A 15,082-nucleotide genomic window follows, 5' to 3' on the forward strand; every position below is an offset into this window, starting at 1 on the left:
GGAGAAGTCTAGCGGACGCTGTCGCGGGCTTTACGGGGGGCCGACTTACGGGGCTCCGACGACCCCGATCCGCGCGGGACCAGCGTCAACAGGCTCGCCTCGGGCGGGCAGGCGAACCGAGCCGGTGCCCACGGCGACGTCCCCAATCCGGCCGAGACGTGCAGCCACATGTGGGCGCCCCAGCGCGAGGCACCGCGGGCACGGCTGCGATCCAGGTCACAGTTGGTGACGATCGCGCCGTAGCCCGGGAGCCGGAGCTGGCCGCCGTGGGTGTGGCCCGCCAGGACGAGGTCGTAACCGTCCGTGGCGAACGTGTCGAGGACCCGCGGCTCCGGCGAGTGCGTGACGCCGATGCGGACCGCCGCGCCGCTGTCCGCCGGGCCCGCGATGTCCGGGTAGCGGTCGCGGCGCAGGTGCGGGTCGTCGACGCCGGCCGCGAACACCCGCTGCCCGGCGACGTCGATCGTGCGCCGGACGTGCGTCAGGTCGGTCCAGCCGTGCTCGACGAACGCCGCGCGCAGGTCGCGCCACGGCAGCTGGACGCCGTGGATGCGCTTCTTCTTGCCCTTCGGCATCAGGTACCGCGCGGGGTTCTTCGGCTTGGGCGCGTAGTAGTCGTTGCTGCCGAAGACGAACACGCCGGGGCGGTCGAGCAGCGGGCCCAGCGCGCGCAGCACTGAGGGGACGGCCGTGCGGTGCGAGAGGTTGTCGCCGGTGTTGACGACGAGGTCCGGGTTCAGCTCGTCGAGCGCGGCGACCCAGCGCTGCTTGCTGTGGTGGCCGGGCAGCATGTGCAGGTCCGAAACGTGCAGGATGGTGAACGGCCGCGACCCGGGCGCCAGCACCGGGAGTTCGGCGGTGCGGAGGGTCCAGCGGCGGCGTTCGATCCCGACGGCGTAACCGAGGGTCGCGACGCCGAGCGCCACCGTCCCCGCGGCGAGGCGCTTCGCCGTCGCCCCCGACGTGCTTGTGTTACTGAGCGTGCTCACGAAGTCCAGGATACGTGCTCAACAGTTGGATGACTTCGCCGCCGTTACGGGGAACCTGCGACATAGCATCTGCGTCGGCCCGACTGACGGGAAACGAGCCGGGGGGCTTGGGGAGAACGATGGAGCAGTTCGGGCCGTACCGGATCGAAGGCCTGCTCGGCCGCGGTGGCATGGGGGAGGTCCACCGCGCCTACGACACCGCGCACGACCGGATCGTCGCGCTGAAGCTGTTGTCCGAGCCGTTCATCGCGGACGAGGCGTTCCGCGCGCGGTTCCGCCGCGAGTCGCAGATCGTCGCGCGGCTGCGGGAGCCGCACGTGATCCCGATCCACGCCTACGGCGAGATCGACGGCCGCCTGTACCTCGACATGCGGCTCGTCGAAGGCCGTGACCTGAAAGAACTCCTGGCCGACGGGCCCCTCGACCCGGCGCGGGCGGCCGGGATCGTCGAGCAAGTGGCGGGCGCGCTCGACGCGGCGCACGCGGACGGCCTGGTGCACCGGGACGTCAAGCCGTCCAACGTGCTCGTGACGAGCGCCGACTTCGTGTACCTCGTGGACTTCGGCATCGCGCGCTCGATGACCGCCGAGGGGACGTCGATCACCGGCACCGGCAACGTGATCGGCACGCTCGACTACATGGCGCCGGAACGCTTCGGCGACGCCCCGATCACCGGCCTCGTCGACGTCTACGCGCTGGCGTGCGTGTTCTTCGAGTGCCTCACCGGGCGGCGCCCCTTCCTCGCCGAGGGAGCGGCGGCGCAGATGGGCGCGCACCTGACCGCGCCACCGCCGTCGCCGTCGCAGGTGCGGCCGGGCCTGCCACCGGCGCTGGACGCGGTGGTGGCCCGAGGGATGGCGAAGGACCCGGCCGACCGCTACCTGACGGCGGCCGCGTTCGCCGAAGCCGTCCGCGCGGCGCTCACCGCGCCGGCGCCGCCGATCCCGACGTGGCAGAAGACGTTGCCGGGCCCGGTGCTGTCGCCGCCGATGACGCCGCCGCGCCCGATGCCGGTGCCGACGATGCTGAACGCCGGTCCGCCGACCGGGACGTACGCCGGCCCGCCGCGGCCGTACACGGGGCCGTCCGGCAAGGTCGCGCCCGCCGCGTCGCCGCCACCGCGGTCGCAGCGGAACCGGTGGATCGCGCTGTGCGCCGCGCTGGCGGGCGTCGTCGTGGTCGCGCTGCTGGTCACGTACCTGGTGACGCGGGACAAGACGCAGTCGGCCGGGCCGGGCCCGGTCACGCCGCCGCCGACCACGTCGCCGTCGCCATCACAGTCGCCGTCGCCGGAGACGACCGCGCCACCGTCCACTTCGGAATCGAAGCCCGCACACGACGAGAAGCTCTACGCCGCGCTTCCCGCCGTCTACAAGCAATACACGTGCGAGGACGCCGAGGTACCGCCCGGGGCGGCCGCGGCGGTCGAGTGCGGGGAATCGAACGTCGGGGACGTGAAAGCGGGCAACGTGGTGTTCCCGCACCCGACGGGCGCGAGGTTCCTGCGCTTCGCCGACGCGGCGGCGATGGACAAGTGGTTCCAGGACATCGTCAAGAGCCAGGGCCTCACCCGCAACGACGCCCAAGGCGCTTGCCGCCCGCTCAAGGTGCCGAAGATCTGGGGCACCTACTACCGCGCCGAGACCCCCGCGCCCGTGCCCGGCGACTACCTGACGTGCTTCCTCGGCGACCCGGCCCAGCTCGTGTGGACGGACGCGAAGAAGCTGGTGGGCGGGGTCCTGCTGTCCACGAAGGTCACCGACAACGACAAGCTCGACCAGCTGTACTACTGGTGGAACATGGAGATCCTCTCGGATCTGCCCGGAAACTGAACGGTCAGCGCGGACCGCCGCCCATGTACTGCGGGTCCGGTTGCGGGAGCGGCAACACCGGCTGGCTCGCGTCCATGATGTTCTTCATCGCGCCGAACCACGTGCGGGCCGGTGCCTTGCCACCGAAGATGTTGCCGCTGCCGCACACCCGGACGTTGCCCGGGCCCGCGTCGCAGATACCGCCCTGGCCGCCGCCGAACTTGAACGTCATCGCCGCGCCCGCGAGCTGCGGGGTGCCGCCGACGAACGTCGCCGAGACGTTGCCCTGCGTCGTGCCCGTCTTGCCGATCATCGGCCGGTTCCAGCCGACCGCGCTCGCCGCGCCCGCCGACGTGCCGCCCGGCTGGTCGTCCTTGCTCATGCCGACCGCGAGGGTGTTCGCCAACGCCTCGGGCACCGCCTGCTCGCACGCGGCTTCCTTGACCGGCACCGGCGCGCCGTTGCGGTCGGTCACCGCGGCGATCGGCGTCGGCGGGCACCAGACGCCGCCGGACAGGATCGTCGCCGCCACGTTGCCCAGCTCCAGGCCGCTCAGCGGGGAGAAGCCCAGGGTGAACGCGCCGTAGCCGGGGTTGTTGCCGCGCGGGCCGTAGAGCTCGGCCTGGCTCAGGCGCTTGTTCTCCGACTCGGCCTTCGGGTCGACCGTGCCGCCACCGGCGTTGCTCGCCATCGTGTCGCGCATGCCGAGCCGCTTGGCCATGTCGATGCCGGGCGCGGTGCTGCCGAGCCGGTCTTCGAGCTCGACGAACGCGGTGTTCGGCGACGTCGCGAGCGCGGTCTGCAGGGTCGCGCCCTGCGCGATCCGGCTGTAGTCACCGGCGTTGCCGACGCAGTACCAGCGCGAGCGCAGCGGCGGCCCGGTCGGCGGGCAGCTGTTGCCGCCACCGGTGAACACGTGCGACACGTAGGTGTCCGGCACCTGGACCGGCGAGAAGATCCCGGCCACGCCCTTTTCCATCGCCGCGGCCGAGGTGAAGATCTTGTACGTCGACCCGGCGCCACCGGTGTTGTAGACACCCGTGGGCAGCGCGTACGTCGTCTGGCCCGCGTCCTGGTCCTGGCCGTAGTCGCGGTTCGACGCCAGCGCGACCACTTCGTGCCGGTTCTTCCCCGGTTTCACCAGGGACAACGTGTTCGCCACGTACGGCTGGGTCTTCTTGACCTGCGCCTCCGCCGAGACCTTCGCCTCGTGGTTGGCGCGCTCGTCCAGCGTGCTCTTGATCGTGTAGCCGCCGGTGTAGAGCTGGTCCTTGGTCATCCCCGACTTGAGCAGGTAGTCCTCGACGTACTGGCAGAAGAACCCGGCCTCCGGGCCCGCGCCGATGCAGTTGGCGGGCGGCTTGGCCGGGAAGTCCGGGACGACGCCCAGCGGCTCGCCCTTGAAGCGCTCGGCGTCGGCCTTGGCCAGCTTCTTGTTCTCCACCATCCGGTCGAGCACCAGGTTGCGGCGCGCGGTGGCCTTGTCGGCGTGCTTCCACGGGTCGTTGTTGATCGGGTTGTTCACCAGGCCGGCCAGCAGCGCGGCCTGCGGCACGGTGAGCTTCTCCGGCGTGGTGTTGAAGTAGGCGTGCGCGGCGGCGCCGATCCCGTAGATCTGGCGGGAGAACTCGACGATGTTCAGGTAGCCGGCGAGGATCTGCTGCTTGGTCAGCTTGGTCTCGAGCTGGATCGCGATCCGCGCTTCCTTGAGCTTGCGGGCGATCGACTGCTCCTGGGCCTTCTTCTGACCGACCTGGTCGCCCCGGTAGACGACGTTGATCAGGTAGTTCTTCACGTACTGCTGGGTCAGCGTCGAGGCACCCTGGGTGTCGGCGCCGGTGCTGTTGCTGACGGCGGCGCGCAGCGTGCCCTGCCAGTCGACGCCGTGGTGCTCGTAGAACCGCTTGTCCTCGACCGAGACCAGCGCCCACTTCATGGCTTCGTTGATCTGGTTCTCGTTGATCGGGAGCCGGTACTGGTCGTACAGGGTCGCGATCGGCTTGCCGGTGCTGTCGGTGACCGTGGTGACCAGCGGCGGCGGGATGTCGGCGAGGTCGGACGAGGTCTTCTCCACCGTCTCGCTGGCCTGGTTGGACATGACGCCGGCGGCCCCCACCACCGGGAAGAGCATGCCGGCGACGAGCACCCCCGCGAGCAGACAGAGGCCGATGAGCTTGAACAAACCATCCGCTTTTCGCACGAGGGCCAGGCTACCCGGGGCGGGTCAGGTCCCGGTGACGCCGTGTCTCCAAAGGTGTGAATTCAGTGACAAAACCGACCCCCTTCGGTGACATCTGGTAACGGAAGGCATTCTAGGTCTCGACGGGGGGAACCGAGGGCCCCTACAGTCCGTCAACGTCTCACGAAGAAAAGCCGACGGATGGATCAACGCGGGTGGGAGCTCGCCTGGTCCGTTCGGCGGCACCGGCACCGGGGAGGTGCCCGGGTAACCGACGTGAGCAGAGGGAGACACGCTCGCGGGGGCAGGGAGCGCAGTGCCTTTCCCCGCTGGTGCGTCGATCACCAGGGTAGGGAGCTGGGGGTATGGAAACCAACCAGTCGAGCTGGCGAATCAACGCGTCCTGCCGGGACGCCGATCCGGACGGCCTGTTCGTCCGGGGTGCGGAGCAGAACCGGGCCAAAGCGGTCTGCATGGGCTGCCCGGTCCGCACCGAATGCCTCGCCGAAGCACTCGACGGCCGGATCAACTTCGGCGTCTGGGGAGGCATGACCGAACGGGAGCGGCGCGCGCTGCTGCGCCGCCGCCCCGACGTGGTGAGCTGGGCGGACCTGCTCGAGGCGGCCAAGCGCGACGCCGAGGAGCGGGTCTCGGTCGGCTGAACGGATGTGGGTGGCGCGGCCCTGCCGGCGCGCCGCCCACGACGCTCAGCCACCTGCGGGACGCCGCCGCCGGGCGGGCTGAAGGGGACGTTCATCGCATCTGATGAGCTGAAGGGCGCCTTCAACGCATCAGATGCGACGAAAGGACCCTTCAGCCCGCCTCGGCCGGGGCAGCTCAGCCCGCGAGCTTCACGCCGATGTCGCGCAGGCCTTCCAGGTCATGCACGTCGCCGGCCAGCGCGGGCACCCGGGCCAGTGCCACCTCGGGGTGGGCCCGGGTGAACCGCGCGAGCAGCCGCTCCTCGCGGGCGGCCAGGTCGACGCGGTCCGCGTGCAGCCGCAGCACCGCCTCGGCCAGCGGCGCGTTCGTGTCGCCCTTCTGCAGTGACTCGGCCGCGGCCAGCGCCTCGGCGCCCGACAGCTTGGCGAGCACCGGGTGCGTGCGGTTCGCGATCAGCCCGGCCAGCGGCATCGACTCGGCCGAGAGCCGCTCGACGAAGTAGGACGCCTCGCGCAGCGCGTCCGGCTCCGGCGCGGCCACCACCAGGAACGACGTCCCCGACGAGCGCAGCAGCTCGGCGGTCTTGCGGGCGCGCTCGCGGAAGCCGCCGAACATGCTGTCGAAGGCCTGCATGAACGCCGACGCGTCGGTCAGCAGCTGGCCGCCGATGATCGTCGACACGGCCTTCGCGAACATCGAGAACCCGGCGTTGACGACCTTGCGCAGGCCCCAGCCGCCCGCCTTGGCCGGGCCCGTCAGGAGGCGGATCATCCGGCCGTCCAACGCACTCGACAGCCGCGTCGGCGCGTCCAGGAAGTCCAGCGCGGACCGGCTCGGCGGGGTGTCGACGATGATCAGGTCCCAGTCGGCGGTCGCCGCCAGCTGGCCCAGCTTCTCCATCGCCATGTATTCCTGCGTGCCGGAGAACGACGTGGAAATGGTCTGGTAGAAGGGGTTCTGCAGCAGCTGCTCGGCGCGTTCCGGGCCGGCGTGCACGCGCACCATGTCGTCGAACGTGCGGCGCATGTCGAGCATCATCGCCCACAGCTCGCCCTTGGGCTCGAACCCTTCGACCTGCACCTGCTTCGGGTGGTTGCCCAGCTCGCGCAGCCCCAGTGCCTGGGCGAGCCGCCGAGCGGGGTCGATGGTGAGCACGACCGTCTGGCGGCCGCGTTCGGCCGCGCGCAGGGCCAGCGCCGCCGCGGTCGTCGTCTTGCCGACGCCGCCCGAGCCGCAGCAGACGATCACGCGGCTCTCCGGGTCGTCGAGCAGCGCGTCGATGTCGATGGTGGTCACAACCGCACCCCCTGGTCGGTCAGGGCCTCGGCCAGGTCGTAGAGCGCCGCGACGTCGACGCCGTCGGTCAGGTCCGGCAGCTCCAGGGTGGGCAGGTCGGCCTCGGCGAGCTGCTCGCGCGCCCGCTGCTCGGCGGCGACCCGCACGGCGTGCTCGACGGTCTCCTCGACCAGCGCGTCGAGGGTGTCGTCCGGCAGCTTCAGCCCGGCGGAGGCGAGCCCGGTCCGGACGCGGGAGGCGTCGACGCGCCCGTCCGCGGCCGCGGTCACCGAGCGGGCGGGCAGCCGCGGCGGCCGGACCCGGTTGACCAGCACCGCGCCCGGGCGCAGGTCGGCGCCGTCCAGCTCGGCCACGGCCTCGACGGTCTCGCGGACCGGCATCTCCTCCAGCAGCGTGGCCAGGTGGATCACCGTCTCGCCGGAGTGCAGCAGCCGCACGACGCCCTCGGCCTGGCCGCGGATCGGGCCCGTCTTCGCCAGGTCGGTGAGCGCCTTGGTGACGTCGAGGAACTTGACGACCCGGCCGGTCGGCGGCGAGTCGACGACGACGGCGTCGTAGGTGTGCCGCCCGTCGGACTCGGTGCGGCCGACGCACTCCTTGATCTTCCCGGTGAGCAGGACGTCGCGCAGGCCCGGCGCGAGGGTGGTCGCGAACTCGATCGCGCCCATCCGCCGCAGCGTCCGGCCGGCGAAGCCCAGGTTGTAGAACATCTCGAAGTATTCGAGCAGCGCGGCTTCGACGTCGACGTGCAGCGCGCGCAGCTCCCCGCCACCCGGCACGGCGGCGATCCGCTGCTCGGCGTACGGCAGCGGCTCGGTGTCGAAGAGCTGGGCGATGCCCTGGCGGCCCTCGACCTCGATGAGCAGCACGCGACGGCCTTCGCGGGCGAGCGCGAGCCCGAGCGCGGCGGCGAGCGTCGTCTTGCCGGTCCCGCCCTTGCCGGTGACGAAGTGCAGCCGGGCGCGGGCAAGCTCGTCGGTCCAGCCGGCATGGGGAGTGGTCACAGCTTCACCCTAAATCAGCGCTCAGCTGGCCAGCAGCATGACGCTGACCGCAGCCGCGACGCCGGCGACCAGCAACCAGCTCACGAGGCCGGGCAGCACTGTGAGCACGAGCACACCCAGCACGACCAGCAGCGTGAACGTGATCACGCCGCCGAGCGCGACCTGCCCGGAAGCTCGACGTCCGGTCGCGCACCTTGGCCATCACGACGAGCACCAGCGGCAGCCCGGCCGCGGCCAGGAGTGCCGTCGCGATCACCCGCCAGGTTTCCACCCCGTCACGCTAGCGGGATTCAGCTCCCGAGTGCCGTCGCCGGGACGCACGGCACCGGCCGCGCGTGCTCCGGGTCGAGCGCGTTGAGGACGTGGCCCGCCGCGTTCTTGTCGGCCGCCAGTCCCGCGTGCTCGGAGAGGTCGAGCGGGCAGCTGTCCTGCAGCACGATGTTCGTCACGTCCGGGCCCGGGCCGAGCCCGGACGTGTACGGCGTCACGGCTTCGTCGTAGCGCGTGAGGATGTTGGTGTAGCTCACGCCGGGCTGGAAGACGCCGTTGCCGCTGTGCAGCTTCGTCAGGAAGTCCGAGCCGCGCAGGAACTGGCGGCACGAGCCGCAGGCCGGGTCGAGGGCGCCGTTCACCAGCGGGTCGAGGCCGATCAGCTTGGCGAGGTCGTAGAGGTGCGAGACGCCGAAGAGCGTCGTGCCGTCCCAGAGCGGGGTGAGGCTCACGTACTTGTCCACTTTGGCCGCGCCGCCGAGGAACTTGACGTAATAGCTGGGCATCAGCGTGCCTTCGGAGTGGCCGAGGATGTCCACCTTGGACGCTCCGGTCGCGGCGAGCACCCGGTCGACGAACAGCCCGAGCTCGTGCGCGCTCTGCTCCATCGGGGACAGCCCGCCCGGCTGGTAGACCGGCAGCGGCGTGCCGGGAACGCCGTAGGTGAGGGAAAAGACACAGTAGCCCTGGTTCTTCAGCAACGGGCTGTAGGTCTGCCAGTTCACCGTCTGGTTGGCGGACAGGCCGTGCACCAGCACCACCGGTGCCGGGTGGGCGGCGGTCGGGCGGCAGCCGAAGTCGTCGGCACCCGGCGGCGGCCCGCCGGGGTTCGCCGCCTGCGCGGGCAGCGCGGCAAGCAGCGTCCACGGCACCGGCAGGGCCGACGCGGACGCGGCCGGGGCGACGAGCAGGGCGAGGAGCGCGGCCAGGAGGACGGCGCCGAGGGACTTCGTTGTCCGCATGGGGAGGGTCCTATCTACTCACCAGTAGGTGTGAAGTGAACCACAATCGACCGGAGGTGGGTAAGCGTTCACCCGAACGGGGTCACCCCCACCTCGGGACTTTCCCCGGCGGCGGGCCCCGGCGCTCTTGCCCGCTTGGCTACGCTCCCGGTTCATGAGCGCCACCAAGTGGGAGTACGCCACCGTCCCTCTGCTGATCCACGCGACGAAGCAGATCCTCGACCAGTGGGGCGAGGACGGCTGGGAGCTGGTCACCGTGCTGCCGAACCCGAGCGGCGAGCAGCACGTCGCGTACCTGAAGCGTCCGAAGGGCTGATCCGCGTGAGCTGGAGCGAACGGCTGAAGGAAGCTCGGCATCGAGCTGCCCGGCGTGGCGGCCCCGCTGGCCGCCTACGTGCCCGCGGTCCAGAGCGGGAAGCACGTCTACACCTCCGGCCAGCTGCCCTTCGTCGACGGCGTCCTCGCCGCGACCGGCAAGGTCGGCGCGGAGATCAGCCCCGAAGAGGCGAAGGGGCACGCCCGCACGTCGGCGCTGAACGCGCTCGCGGCCGTGCACGCGCTGGTGGGCATTGACAACGTCACGCGGATCGTCAAGGTTGTCGGCTTCGTGGCTTCCGCGGAGGGCTTCACCGGTCAGCCCGCGGTCGTCAACGGCGCGTCCGAGCTGTTCGGCGAGGTCTTCGGCGACGCGGGCATCCACGCCCGCTCGGCCGTCGGCGTCGCGGAGCTGCCCATCGGGTCGCCGGTGGAGGTCGAACTGATCGTGGAGGTGCAGTGATGGACCCGGACATCGAGCAGTCCACCCACGAGCTGCTGCTCCGGCTGGCCGGGCGGCTGCCCGACCAGCTGCTGTGGCGGTTCCGCGACTGGCTCGGCGAGGGCGCGATGGGCACCCTCGCCCGGACCCTGCCGAGGTCTTTGCTTAAGCACAGGATCGACCTCGACCAGACGGAGTACCGGCTGCTCGTGGCCGGTCTCATCCCGCACGGCGCCGACTGGCACCAGGTCAGTTCGACGCTGGGGGTAGACGACGTCACCGAGAACCGGTACACATTCACGTCGAGTGCGCCCGAATGGGTTAACTCGGTCGACTCCGTGTCCGTTTTGATCCACGCAACGTTGCGGGGACGGCCGGATGTGGGGGAAGTGCGGCAGAGCTGGCGGCACGTCGGTGTGGTCGGCCAGGGAACGGCCAAGCGCGTCCTGCTGATCACCGCGCTGACCGGTCTGCCGAGGTTGACCGGCGAACTGCAGCGGGTGCTGCGGGTTCTGGGCGACGAAGAGCCCAGCGTCGAAGTCATCCCGCCGCGTTTCGACCTGCCGGGGTACCACCGGGCCGCGCTGGCCGATTCGGAGCTGGTCTGCGTGGGCGCGGTGGCGGGGAACCGGCTAGTAGCCGCTTAACGCTCGCCCGCCAGCGAGCTGGGAGGGAGCAAGGCAATGGTGGAGGTCCACGACGGCCCGCCCATGGACGGGTTTTCGGTGCCCCTGCGCCTGCACAACCTGTTGCTGGCCCTGGCGGGCCGGATCGACGACAGCGCGCTCACCGAGGCGCGTGAGCTGATCGCCCGGGCCCACATCGACGAGGCGGTCGAGCTGACCACCGGCACGCTCATTGCGGGCCGGATCCCGGTCAGCTCCGCCGAGCAGCGCGAAGCTCGCGCTGGTCCTCGAGATGAGCCGGTCGGACGCGACGCTGGCGAACGACCTGCTGGTCGACGAGACCGAGCCGGTCAACACGCACCGGTTCAGCGGCGAGAACTCCCCGGAGTTCGGCATCGCCGAGGCGCTCGACCGGACCCTGCAGGTGCTGCCGGACGTCCGCTCGGTGCACGCGGTGTGGCGCAACACCCCGGCCGGCAGCGTGCCGGGCGCGCTGCCGCAGCGCGTGGTGCTCGTCGAGCTGGGTCCGGACGGCAACCCGCCGGCCGTCGCGTTCCGCGTCGACACGGCGCTGCGCCGGGCCGGGATCCACTCGGTCGTCGAGGTCAGCGGCCCCGGCGTCGCGCACTCCGAGTACCACCAGGCCGCTTCGGCGGCCGCGTCGCCGGCCTGGGTGACCGGGAGCACGACGTCGTCGACGTCGGTGTACCGGCCGGAACCCGCCAAGCCGGCGCCCCCGGTGACGCCGGAGCCGGTCGCGGAGTCGGGCAGCAGGCACAGCATGCGCTCGAGTACGACGACGACCGCGCCGCCGCCGGAGCCCGTCGCCCCGGTGGTGCCGATCGTGTCGCCGCCCGCCCCGGAGCCGCCGCGTCAGTCGCGGTCGGAGCGGTCCGAGACGCGGGCGGAGCGCACCGCCGACCTGACCCCGGCCGAGGTCGCGCAGCTGCGGCAGGCGCTGGCCGAGGACCCGGAGAAGGGCCGCGAGATCGCCGCGGGCAAGCCGTCGATGCACGAGGTCGTCGAGCTGCCCGCGCTGGACCTGGACGACCCGAGCCTGTCCGAGCGCGACCGGGCGCTGCTGCGCGAGCTGCACGCCGAGCTGGCGGAGCGCGAGCGCGCCGAGGCGGCGAAGATGCGACTCAACGGCGCTTCCCGCTCCGGCGGCGACCAGCGCGGCTGGACCGCCCCCTGAGGTTTGCAGCACAAAGCGGCACTTTCGTCATGAAAGTGCCGCTTTTGCTGTGTCTGGGATGCCACAACTGCGCGACGGGACGTCGGGGTCCGGAGGTATGTTGCCCGGGTGGAGCAGCCAAAGGAGTTCGTCTTCGACATCCCGGTCGGTGCGGGGGTGGCCACCCGCGCGAACGCGGACGGGCCGCCGGCGACGCCGAAGGACGCGGCCACCGTGATCCTGGTCCGGGACGGCGCCGACGGCGTCGAGATCTTCCTGCAGCACCGGGTCAAGGGCATGCCGTTCGCGGGCGGGATGACCGTGTTCCCCGGTGGCGGGGTCGACCAGCGCGACGCCGACGCGTCCGTGGCGTGGGCCGGGCCGAGCCCGTCCTGGTGGGCTTCGCGGTTCGGCTGCGACGAAGCCCTCGCCCGCGCGCTGACGTGCGCGGCGGTGCGCGAGACGTTCGAGGAGTCGGGGGTGCTGCTCGCGGGCAGCGCGGACGCCGTGCTCACCGACGTCGCGCCGTACGCGGCCGCCCGGCAGGCGCTGGAGACGCGCGAGGTGTCGCTGGCCGCGTTCCTCGCCGACGCGGGCCTGACGCTGCGGGCCGACCTGCTGCGCCCGTGGGCGCACTGGATCACGCCCGAGCAGGAGCCGCGCCGCTACGACACCCGCTTCTACGTCGCGAAGCTGCCCGAAGGCCAGCAGGCCGACGGCGCGACGTCGGAGGCGTCGAGCTCCGGCTGGCAGCGTCCCGAGGACGCGATCGCCGACGCGCGCGAAGGCCGCCGGATGCTGATGCCGCCGACCTGGCTGACGCTGAGCGAGCTGGCCGGGTTCGCCACCGCGGACGACGTGCTGAACGCGCCGCGCGAGATCGTCCGGATCGCCCCGACGCTGGTCCGCGAGAACGACCACGTCCGCGTCGTGCTGGAGCAGCGATGACCGCCCCGGCGTACGGCGTGCTGCGCCAGGTGTCCGAGACGGCTTCGGTGCTGCTGGAGAACAACCCGTCGACGATGACACTCGAAGGCACCAACAGCTGGGTGCTGCGGGCGACGCCGTCGGCACCGGCGGTGGTCGTCGACCCGGGCTACCGCGACCTCGAGCACCTCGAGCGGCTGGCCGGGGTCGGTTCGGTCGAGCTGATCCTCCTCACGCACCACCACCCCGACCACGCCGAGGGCGCGCCGTGGTTCGCCGAGCGCGCCGGCGCACCGGTGCGGGCGTTCGACCCGGCGCTGTGCGTCGACGCGTCGTCCTTTGTGGACGGCGAGGTGATTTCCGCCGGTGGCTTGAACATCCGCGTGCTGCACACGCCGGGGCACACCGACGACTCGGTGTCGCTGGTGCTCGACGGCCAGGTGCTGACGGGAGACACCGTGCTCGGCCGCGGCACGACGGTGCTGCACGACCTCGGTGACTACCTGCGCTCGCTGCGGAAGCTGATCGAGCTGCCGGCGGGCACGGTCGGCCTGCCCGGGCACGGTCCAGAGCTGCCCGATCTCCCCGCGACCGCCCGCGAGTACCTTTCGCACCGGGAACAGCGGCTCGACCAGGTGCGTTCGGCCTTGAAGCAGCTCGGTGCGGACGCCACACCGCGCCAGGTCGTCGAGGTGGTTTACGCCGACGTCGACCGGGCACTCTGGGCGCCCGCCGAGTGGAGCGTGCAGGCGCAGCTGGACTACTTGCGGTCGGAGGAACAGGGATGAGCAACGTCGAGGTCGAGTTCTACTGGCGGCCGGGGTGCGGCTTCTGCGCCGCGCTGGACCGCCCGATGTCGAAGAGCGGCTTCAACATCCGCAAGATCAACATTTGGGAGGACCCGGCCGCCGCCGCCCGCGTGCGCGAGGTCGCGAACGGCAACGAGACAGTGCCGACGGTCATCGTCGGCTCGACGGCCATGGTCAACCCGTCGTTCGCGGAGGTCGAAGCGGCGGTCAAGGCAGCTTCGGCGGGCTGACCGGCTCTCCGTGCAGGAAGGCGGCCCACGCCTCGCGCAGTCCCGTTTCGTTCTCGAGGCCCTTCGGGGCGCCTTCGAGCATCGGCGCGGGCCAGACGTCGTGGGTGCCGAAGAGGAACGGGATGTCGATGCAGTGGCAGGCGCCGAACCGGTTGCCCGGCGCCTGCCAGTCGAAGCGGTAGGTGAAGGCGTCGAGCTTCTTGGTCAGTTCTTCGCTGAAGAAGAAGCCGTTCGCCTGCTCGACGACTTCCGGTGGCGCGTCGGGCACGAAGGCGCGTAGTTCTTCGCGGGTCCGGCTGATCAGGGCGGGCCCCGGCGGCGCGGCCTCGATGAGATCGGCCGCGACGAGGTCGCCGTCGGCGACGAGCTGGAACGGCGGTTCGAGCGAGCCAGGGACCGCGGTCTTGGCGGCGACCCTGAGCTGGGCTTCGATGAGGCGTGCGATGGGCGCGGTGCGGAGATGCTCGCCGAGTTCTTCCCGCAGCAGCAAGGCATTACGGTTGGCAGCGTCCCGTGTGGACGGCCGCATGCCGAGTGGAGCGCTCTGCAGGGCGATCCGCTTGACGAGGCCGCGAGCGCGCGGAGCCGACCAGAGGGCGAGCGCCGACTGAGCCCCGGCGGATTGCCCACCGAGGGTGACATCATCGGGGTCCCCACCGAAGGCGGCGACGTTGTCCCGCACCCAGCCGAGGGCGGCGAGCTGGTCGGCGAGGCCGAGGTTGGGCGGGATGCCGTCGGCGCTGAGGAAGCCGAGCACGCCGAGGCGGTAGTTGAGCGTGACGACGACGGCGTCGGCCTCGCGGGCCAGGCGCGTGCCGGTGTACCAGACCTGGCCGCCGGAGCCGCTGGAGAACCCGCCGCCGTGCACCCACACGAGCACCGGACGGCGTCCGTCGGTCGAGGGGGTGAAGACGTTGAGCGACAGGCAGTCTTCGCTCTGCGGCAGGGGCATGGGGCCGAGGGCGAGTTCGAGGCGTGACGGCGGCTGCGGCGCGGCTGGGCCAGGTGTCAGCGCGTCACGGACCTCGGTCCACGGCTTTGGTGGCCGGGGTTCGGCGAAGCGTTCCGCGGTGGCGTAGGGGATTCCCCAGAAGGCGCCTTCTGCTCCGCGGACGCGGCCGGTGGTGGTTTCGACGATCATCGTGCCTCCTGGGGACGTGCTCCTCGATCAGCTTCCGCGTTTTGGGGAGATCCGCAACCACGCGCCCGCACGGGTGTAGCGCGAGACGCCACGCGGGCGACTCACAGCCTTGCGCGGCAGGGAAATCCTCACGGGCGGGAGGGTGCTGAACCTGCGAGCCCGCCGGTGGAGGCGGGCTCGCAGGCAGGCTACGCCGTGGCCGCTTCGGCCCCTTGCCCCTCTACCCGCTCGGCGATTCGATCTG

The 15,082-nt window shown here is 71.5% G+C and carries 13 protein-coding genes and 3 pseudogenes; 9 read left to right on the plus strand and 7 right to left on the minus strand.

What is annotated here, in order from left to right; genetic code table 11:
- Positions 1–8: 8 nt before the first annotated feature.
- The gene (locus tag QP939_RS16490) at positions 9–989 is read right to left on the minus strand and encodes a metallophosphoesterase (RefSeq protein ID WP_285457658.1); all 981 of its coding nucleotides are present in this window, start codon (positions 987–989) and stop codon (positions 9–11) included.
- A gap of 119 nt (positions 990–1,108) precedes the next feature.
- Between QP939_RS16490 and QP939_RS16495 the strand changes: the two genes are divergently transcribed.
- The gene (locus QP939_RS16495) at positions 1,109–2,821 is read left to right on the plus strand and encodes a serine/threonine-protein kinase (RefSeq protein WP_285457660.1); all 1,713 of its coding nucleotides are present in this window, start codon (positions 1,109–1,111) and stop codon (positions 2,819–2,821) included.
- A gap of 4 nt (positions 2,822–2,825) precedes the next feature.
- Here QP939_RS16495 and QP939_RS16500 read toward each other — a convergent pair whose 3' ends face one another.
- A complete protein-coding gene (locus tag QP939_RS16500) occupies positions 2,826–5,000 on the minus strand; it encodes a transglycosylase domain-containing protein (RefSeq protein WP_285457661.1) in 2,175 nt (724 codons plus the stop codon).
- 344 nt (positions 5,001–5,344) lie between these two features.
- On the opposite strand from QP939_RS16500, the gene QP939_RS16505 reads away from it, so the two are divergent.
- Entirely contained in the window at positions 5,345–5,641 is a 297-nt protein-coding gene (locus QP939_RS16505) for a WhiB family transcriptional regulator (protein ID WP_285457662.1), read from the plus strand.
- A gap of 175 nt (positions 5,642–5,816) precedes the next feature.
- Here the strand turns inward: QP939_RS16505 and bagB are convergent, their stop codons facing one another.
- The 4 genes and pseudogenes from bagB to QP939_RS16525 form a co-directional block, all read right to left on the minus strand.
- Complete coding sequence (gene bagB, locus QP939_RS16510; RefSeq protein ID WP_285457664.1) at positions 5,817–6,938, minus strand: ATPase BagB; 1,122 nt, start codon at positions 6,936–6,938, stop codon at positions 5,817–5,819.
- Complete coding sequence (gene bagA / locus QP939_RS16515) at positions 6,935–7,942, minus strand: ATPase BagA (RefSeq protein WP_285457665.1); 1,008 nt, start codon at positions 7,940–7,942, stop codon at positions 6,935–6,937. The genes bagB and bagA overlap by 4 nt, the downstream gene beginning before the upstream one ends.
- A gap of 21 nt (positions 7,943–7,963) precedes the next feature.
- A pseudogene (locus tag QP939_RS16520) lies at positions 7,964–8,213 on the minus strand (hypothetical protein).
- Positions 8,214–8,232: 19 nt separating this feature from the next.
- Positions 8,233–9,174 (minus strand): esterase/lipase family protein, encoded by a 942-nt coding sequence (locus tag QP939_RS16525; RefSeq protein ID WP_285457666.1) that lies wholly within the window; start codon positions 9,172–9,174, stop codon positions 8,233–8,235.
- Between the two features lie 154 nt (positions 9,175–9,328).
- Between QP939_RS16525 and sp36 the strand changes: the two genes are divergently transcribed.
- The 7 genes and pseudogenes from sp36 (at position 9,329) to QP939_RS16560 (ending at position 13,697) form a co-directional block, all read left to right on the plus strand.
- Positions 9,329–9,490 carry a Sp36 family protein gene (gene sp36, locus QP939_RS16530; RefSeq protein WP_003068074.1) on the plus strand — a complete coding sequence of 54 codons (162 nt, stop codon included), beginning with the start codon at positions 9,329–9,331 and terminating at the stop codon, positions 9,488–9,490.
- Between the two features lie 5 nt (positions 9,491–9,495).
- Positions 9,496–9,952, plus strand: a pseudogene (locus tag QP939_RS16535) (RidA family protein).
- Positions 9,952–10,578, plus strand: coding sequence for a hypothetical protein (locus QP939_RS16540; RefSeq protein WP_285457668.1), 627 nt, complete (start codon positions 9,952–9,954; stop codon positions 10,576–10,578). Before QP939_RS16535 ends, QP939_RS16540 begins: the two are co-directional and overlap by 1 nt.
- A gap of 36 nt (positions 10,579–10,614) precedes the next feature.
- Positions 10,615–11,752 (plus strand): annotated as a pseudogene (locus QP939_RS16545) (hypothetical protein).
- A gap of 108 nt (positions 11,753–11,860) precedes the next feature.
- Positions 11,861–12,679: an NUDIX hydrolase gene (locus QP939_RS16550; protein WP_285457669.1), complete on the plus strand. Its 819-nt coding sequence runs from the start codon at positions 11,861–11,863 to the stop codon at positions 12,677–12,679.
- Positions 12,676–13,446: an MBL fold metallo-hydrolase gene (locus QP939_RS16555; RefSeq protein WP_285457670.1), complete on the plus strand. Its 771-nt coding sequence runs from the start codon at positions 12,676–12,678 to the stop codon at positions 13,444–13,446. The genes QP939_RS16550 and QP939_RS16555 overlap by 4 nt, the downstream gene beginning before the upstream one ends.
- Positions 13,443–13,697: a glutaredoxin domain-containing protein gene (locus QP939_RS16560; protein WP_086859583.1), complete on the plus strand. Its 255-nt coding sequence runs from the start codon at positions 13,443–13,445 to the stop codon at positions 13,695–13,697. The genes QP939_RS16555 and QP939_RS16560 overlap by 4 nt, the downstream gene beginning before the upstream one ends.
- On the opposite strand, the gene QP939_RS16565 is transcribed toward QP939_RS16560, so the two are convergent.
- Positions 13,675–14,838, minus strand: coding sequence for a carboxylesterase family protein (locus QP939_RS16565; protein ID WP_285457671.1), 1,164 nt, complete (start codon positions 14,836–14,838; stop codon positions 13,675–13,677). The two genes, QP939_RS16560 and QP939_RS16565, sit on opposite strands and share 23 nt — an antisense overlap.
- Between the last annotated feature and the right edge of the window lie 244 nt (positions 14,839–15,082).

The organism is Amycolatopsis nalaikhensis (assembly GCF_030264295.1).
Classification (GTDB): domain Bacteria; phylum Actinomycetota; class Actinomycetes; order Mycobacteriales; family Pseudonocardiaceae; genus Amycolatopsis; species Amycolatopsis nalaikhensis.

What these genes read in the sequence shown, in the direction of transcription:
- QP939_RS16495 (WP_285457660.1), top strand. Translation starts at nt 1,109, where the DNA reads ATGGAGCAGTTCGGGCCGTACCGGATCGAAGGCCTGCTCGGCCGCGGT.
- QP939_RS16525 (WP_285457666.1), bottom strand. Translation starts at nt 9,174, where the DNA reads ATGCGGACAACGAAGTCCCTCGGCGCCGTCCTCCTGGCCGCGCTCCTC.
- QP939_RS16560 (WP_086859583.1), top strand. Translation starts at nt 13,443, where the DNA reads ATGAGCAACGTCGAGGTCGAGTTCTACTGGCGGCCGGGGTGCGGCTTC.
- QP939_RS16540 (WP_285457668.1), top strand. Translation starts at nt 9,952, where the DNA reads ATGGACCCGGACATCGAGCAGTCCACCCACGAGCTGCTGCTCCGGCTG.
- QP939_RS16555 (WP_285457670.1), top strand. Translation starts at nt 12,676, where the DNA reads ATGACCGCCCCGGCGTACGGCGTGCTGCGCCAGGTGTCCGAGACGGCT.
- QP939_RS16565 (WP_285457671.1), bottom strand. Translation starts at nt 14,838, where the DNA reads ATGATCGTCGAAACCACCACCGGCCGCGTCCGCGGAGCAGAAGGCGCC.
- QP939_RS16505 (WP_285457662.1), top strand. Translation starts at nt 5,345, where the DNA reads ATGGAAACCAACCAGTCGAGCTGGCGAATCAACGCGTCCTGCCGGGAC.
- sp36 (WP_003068074.1), top strand. Translation starts at nt 9,329, where the DNA reads ATGAGCGCCACCAAGTGGGAGTACGCCACCGTCCCTCTGCTGATCCAC.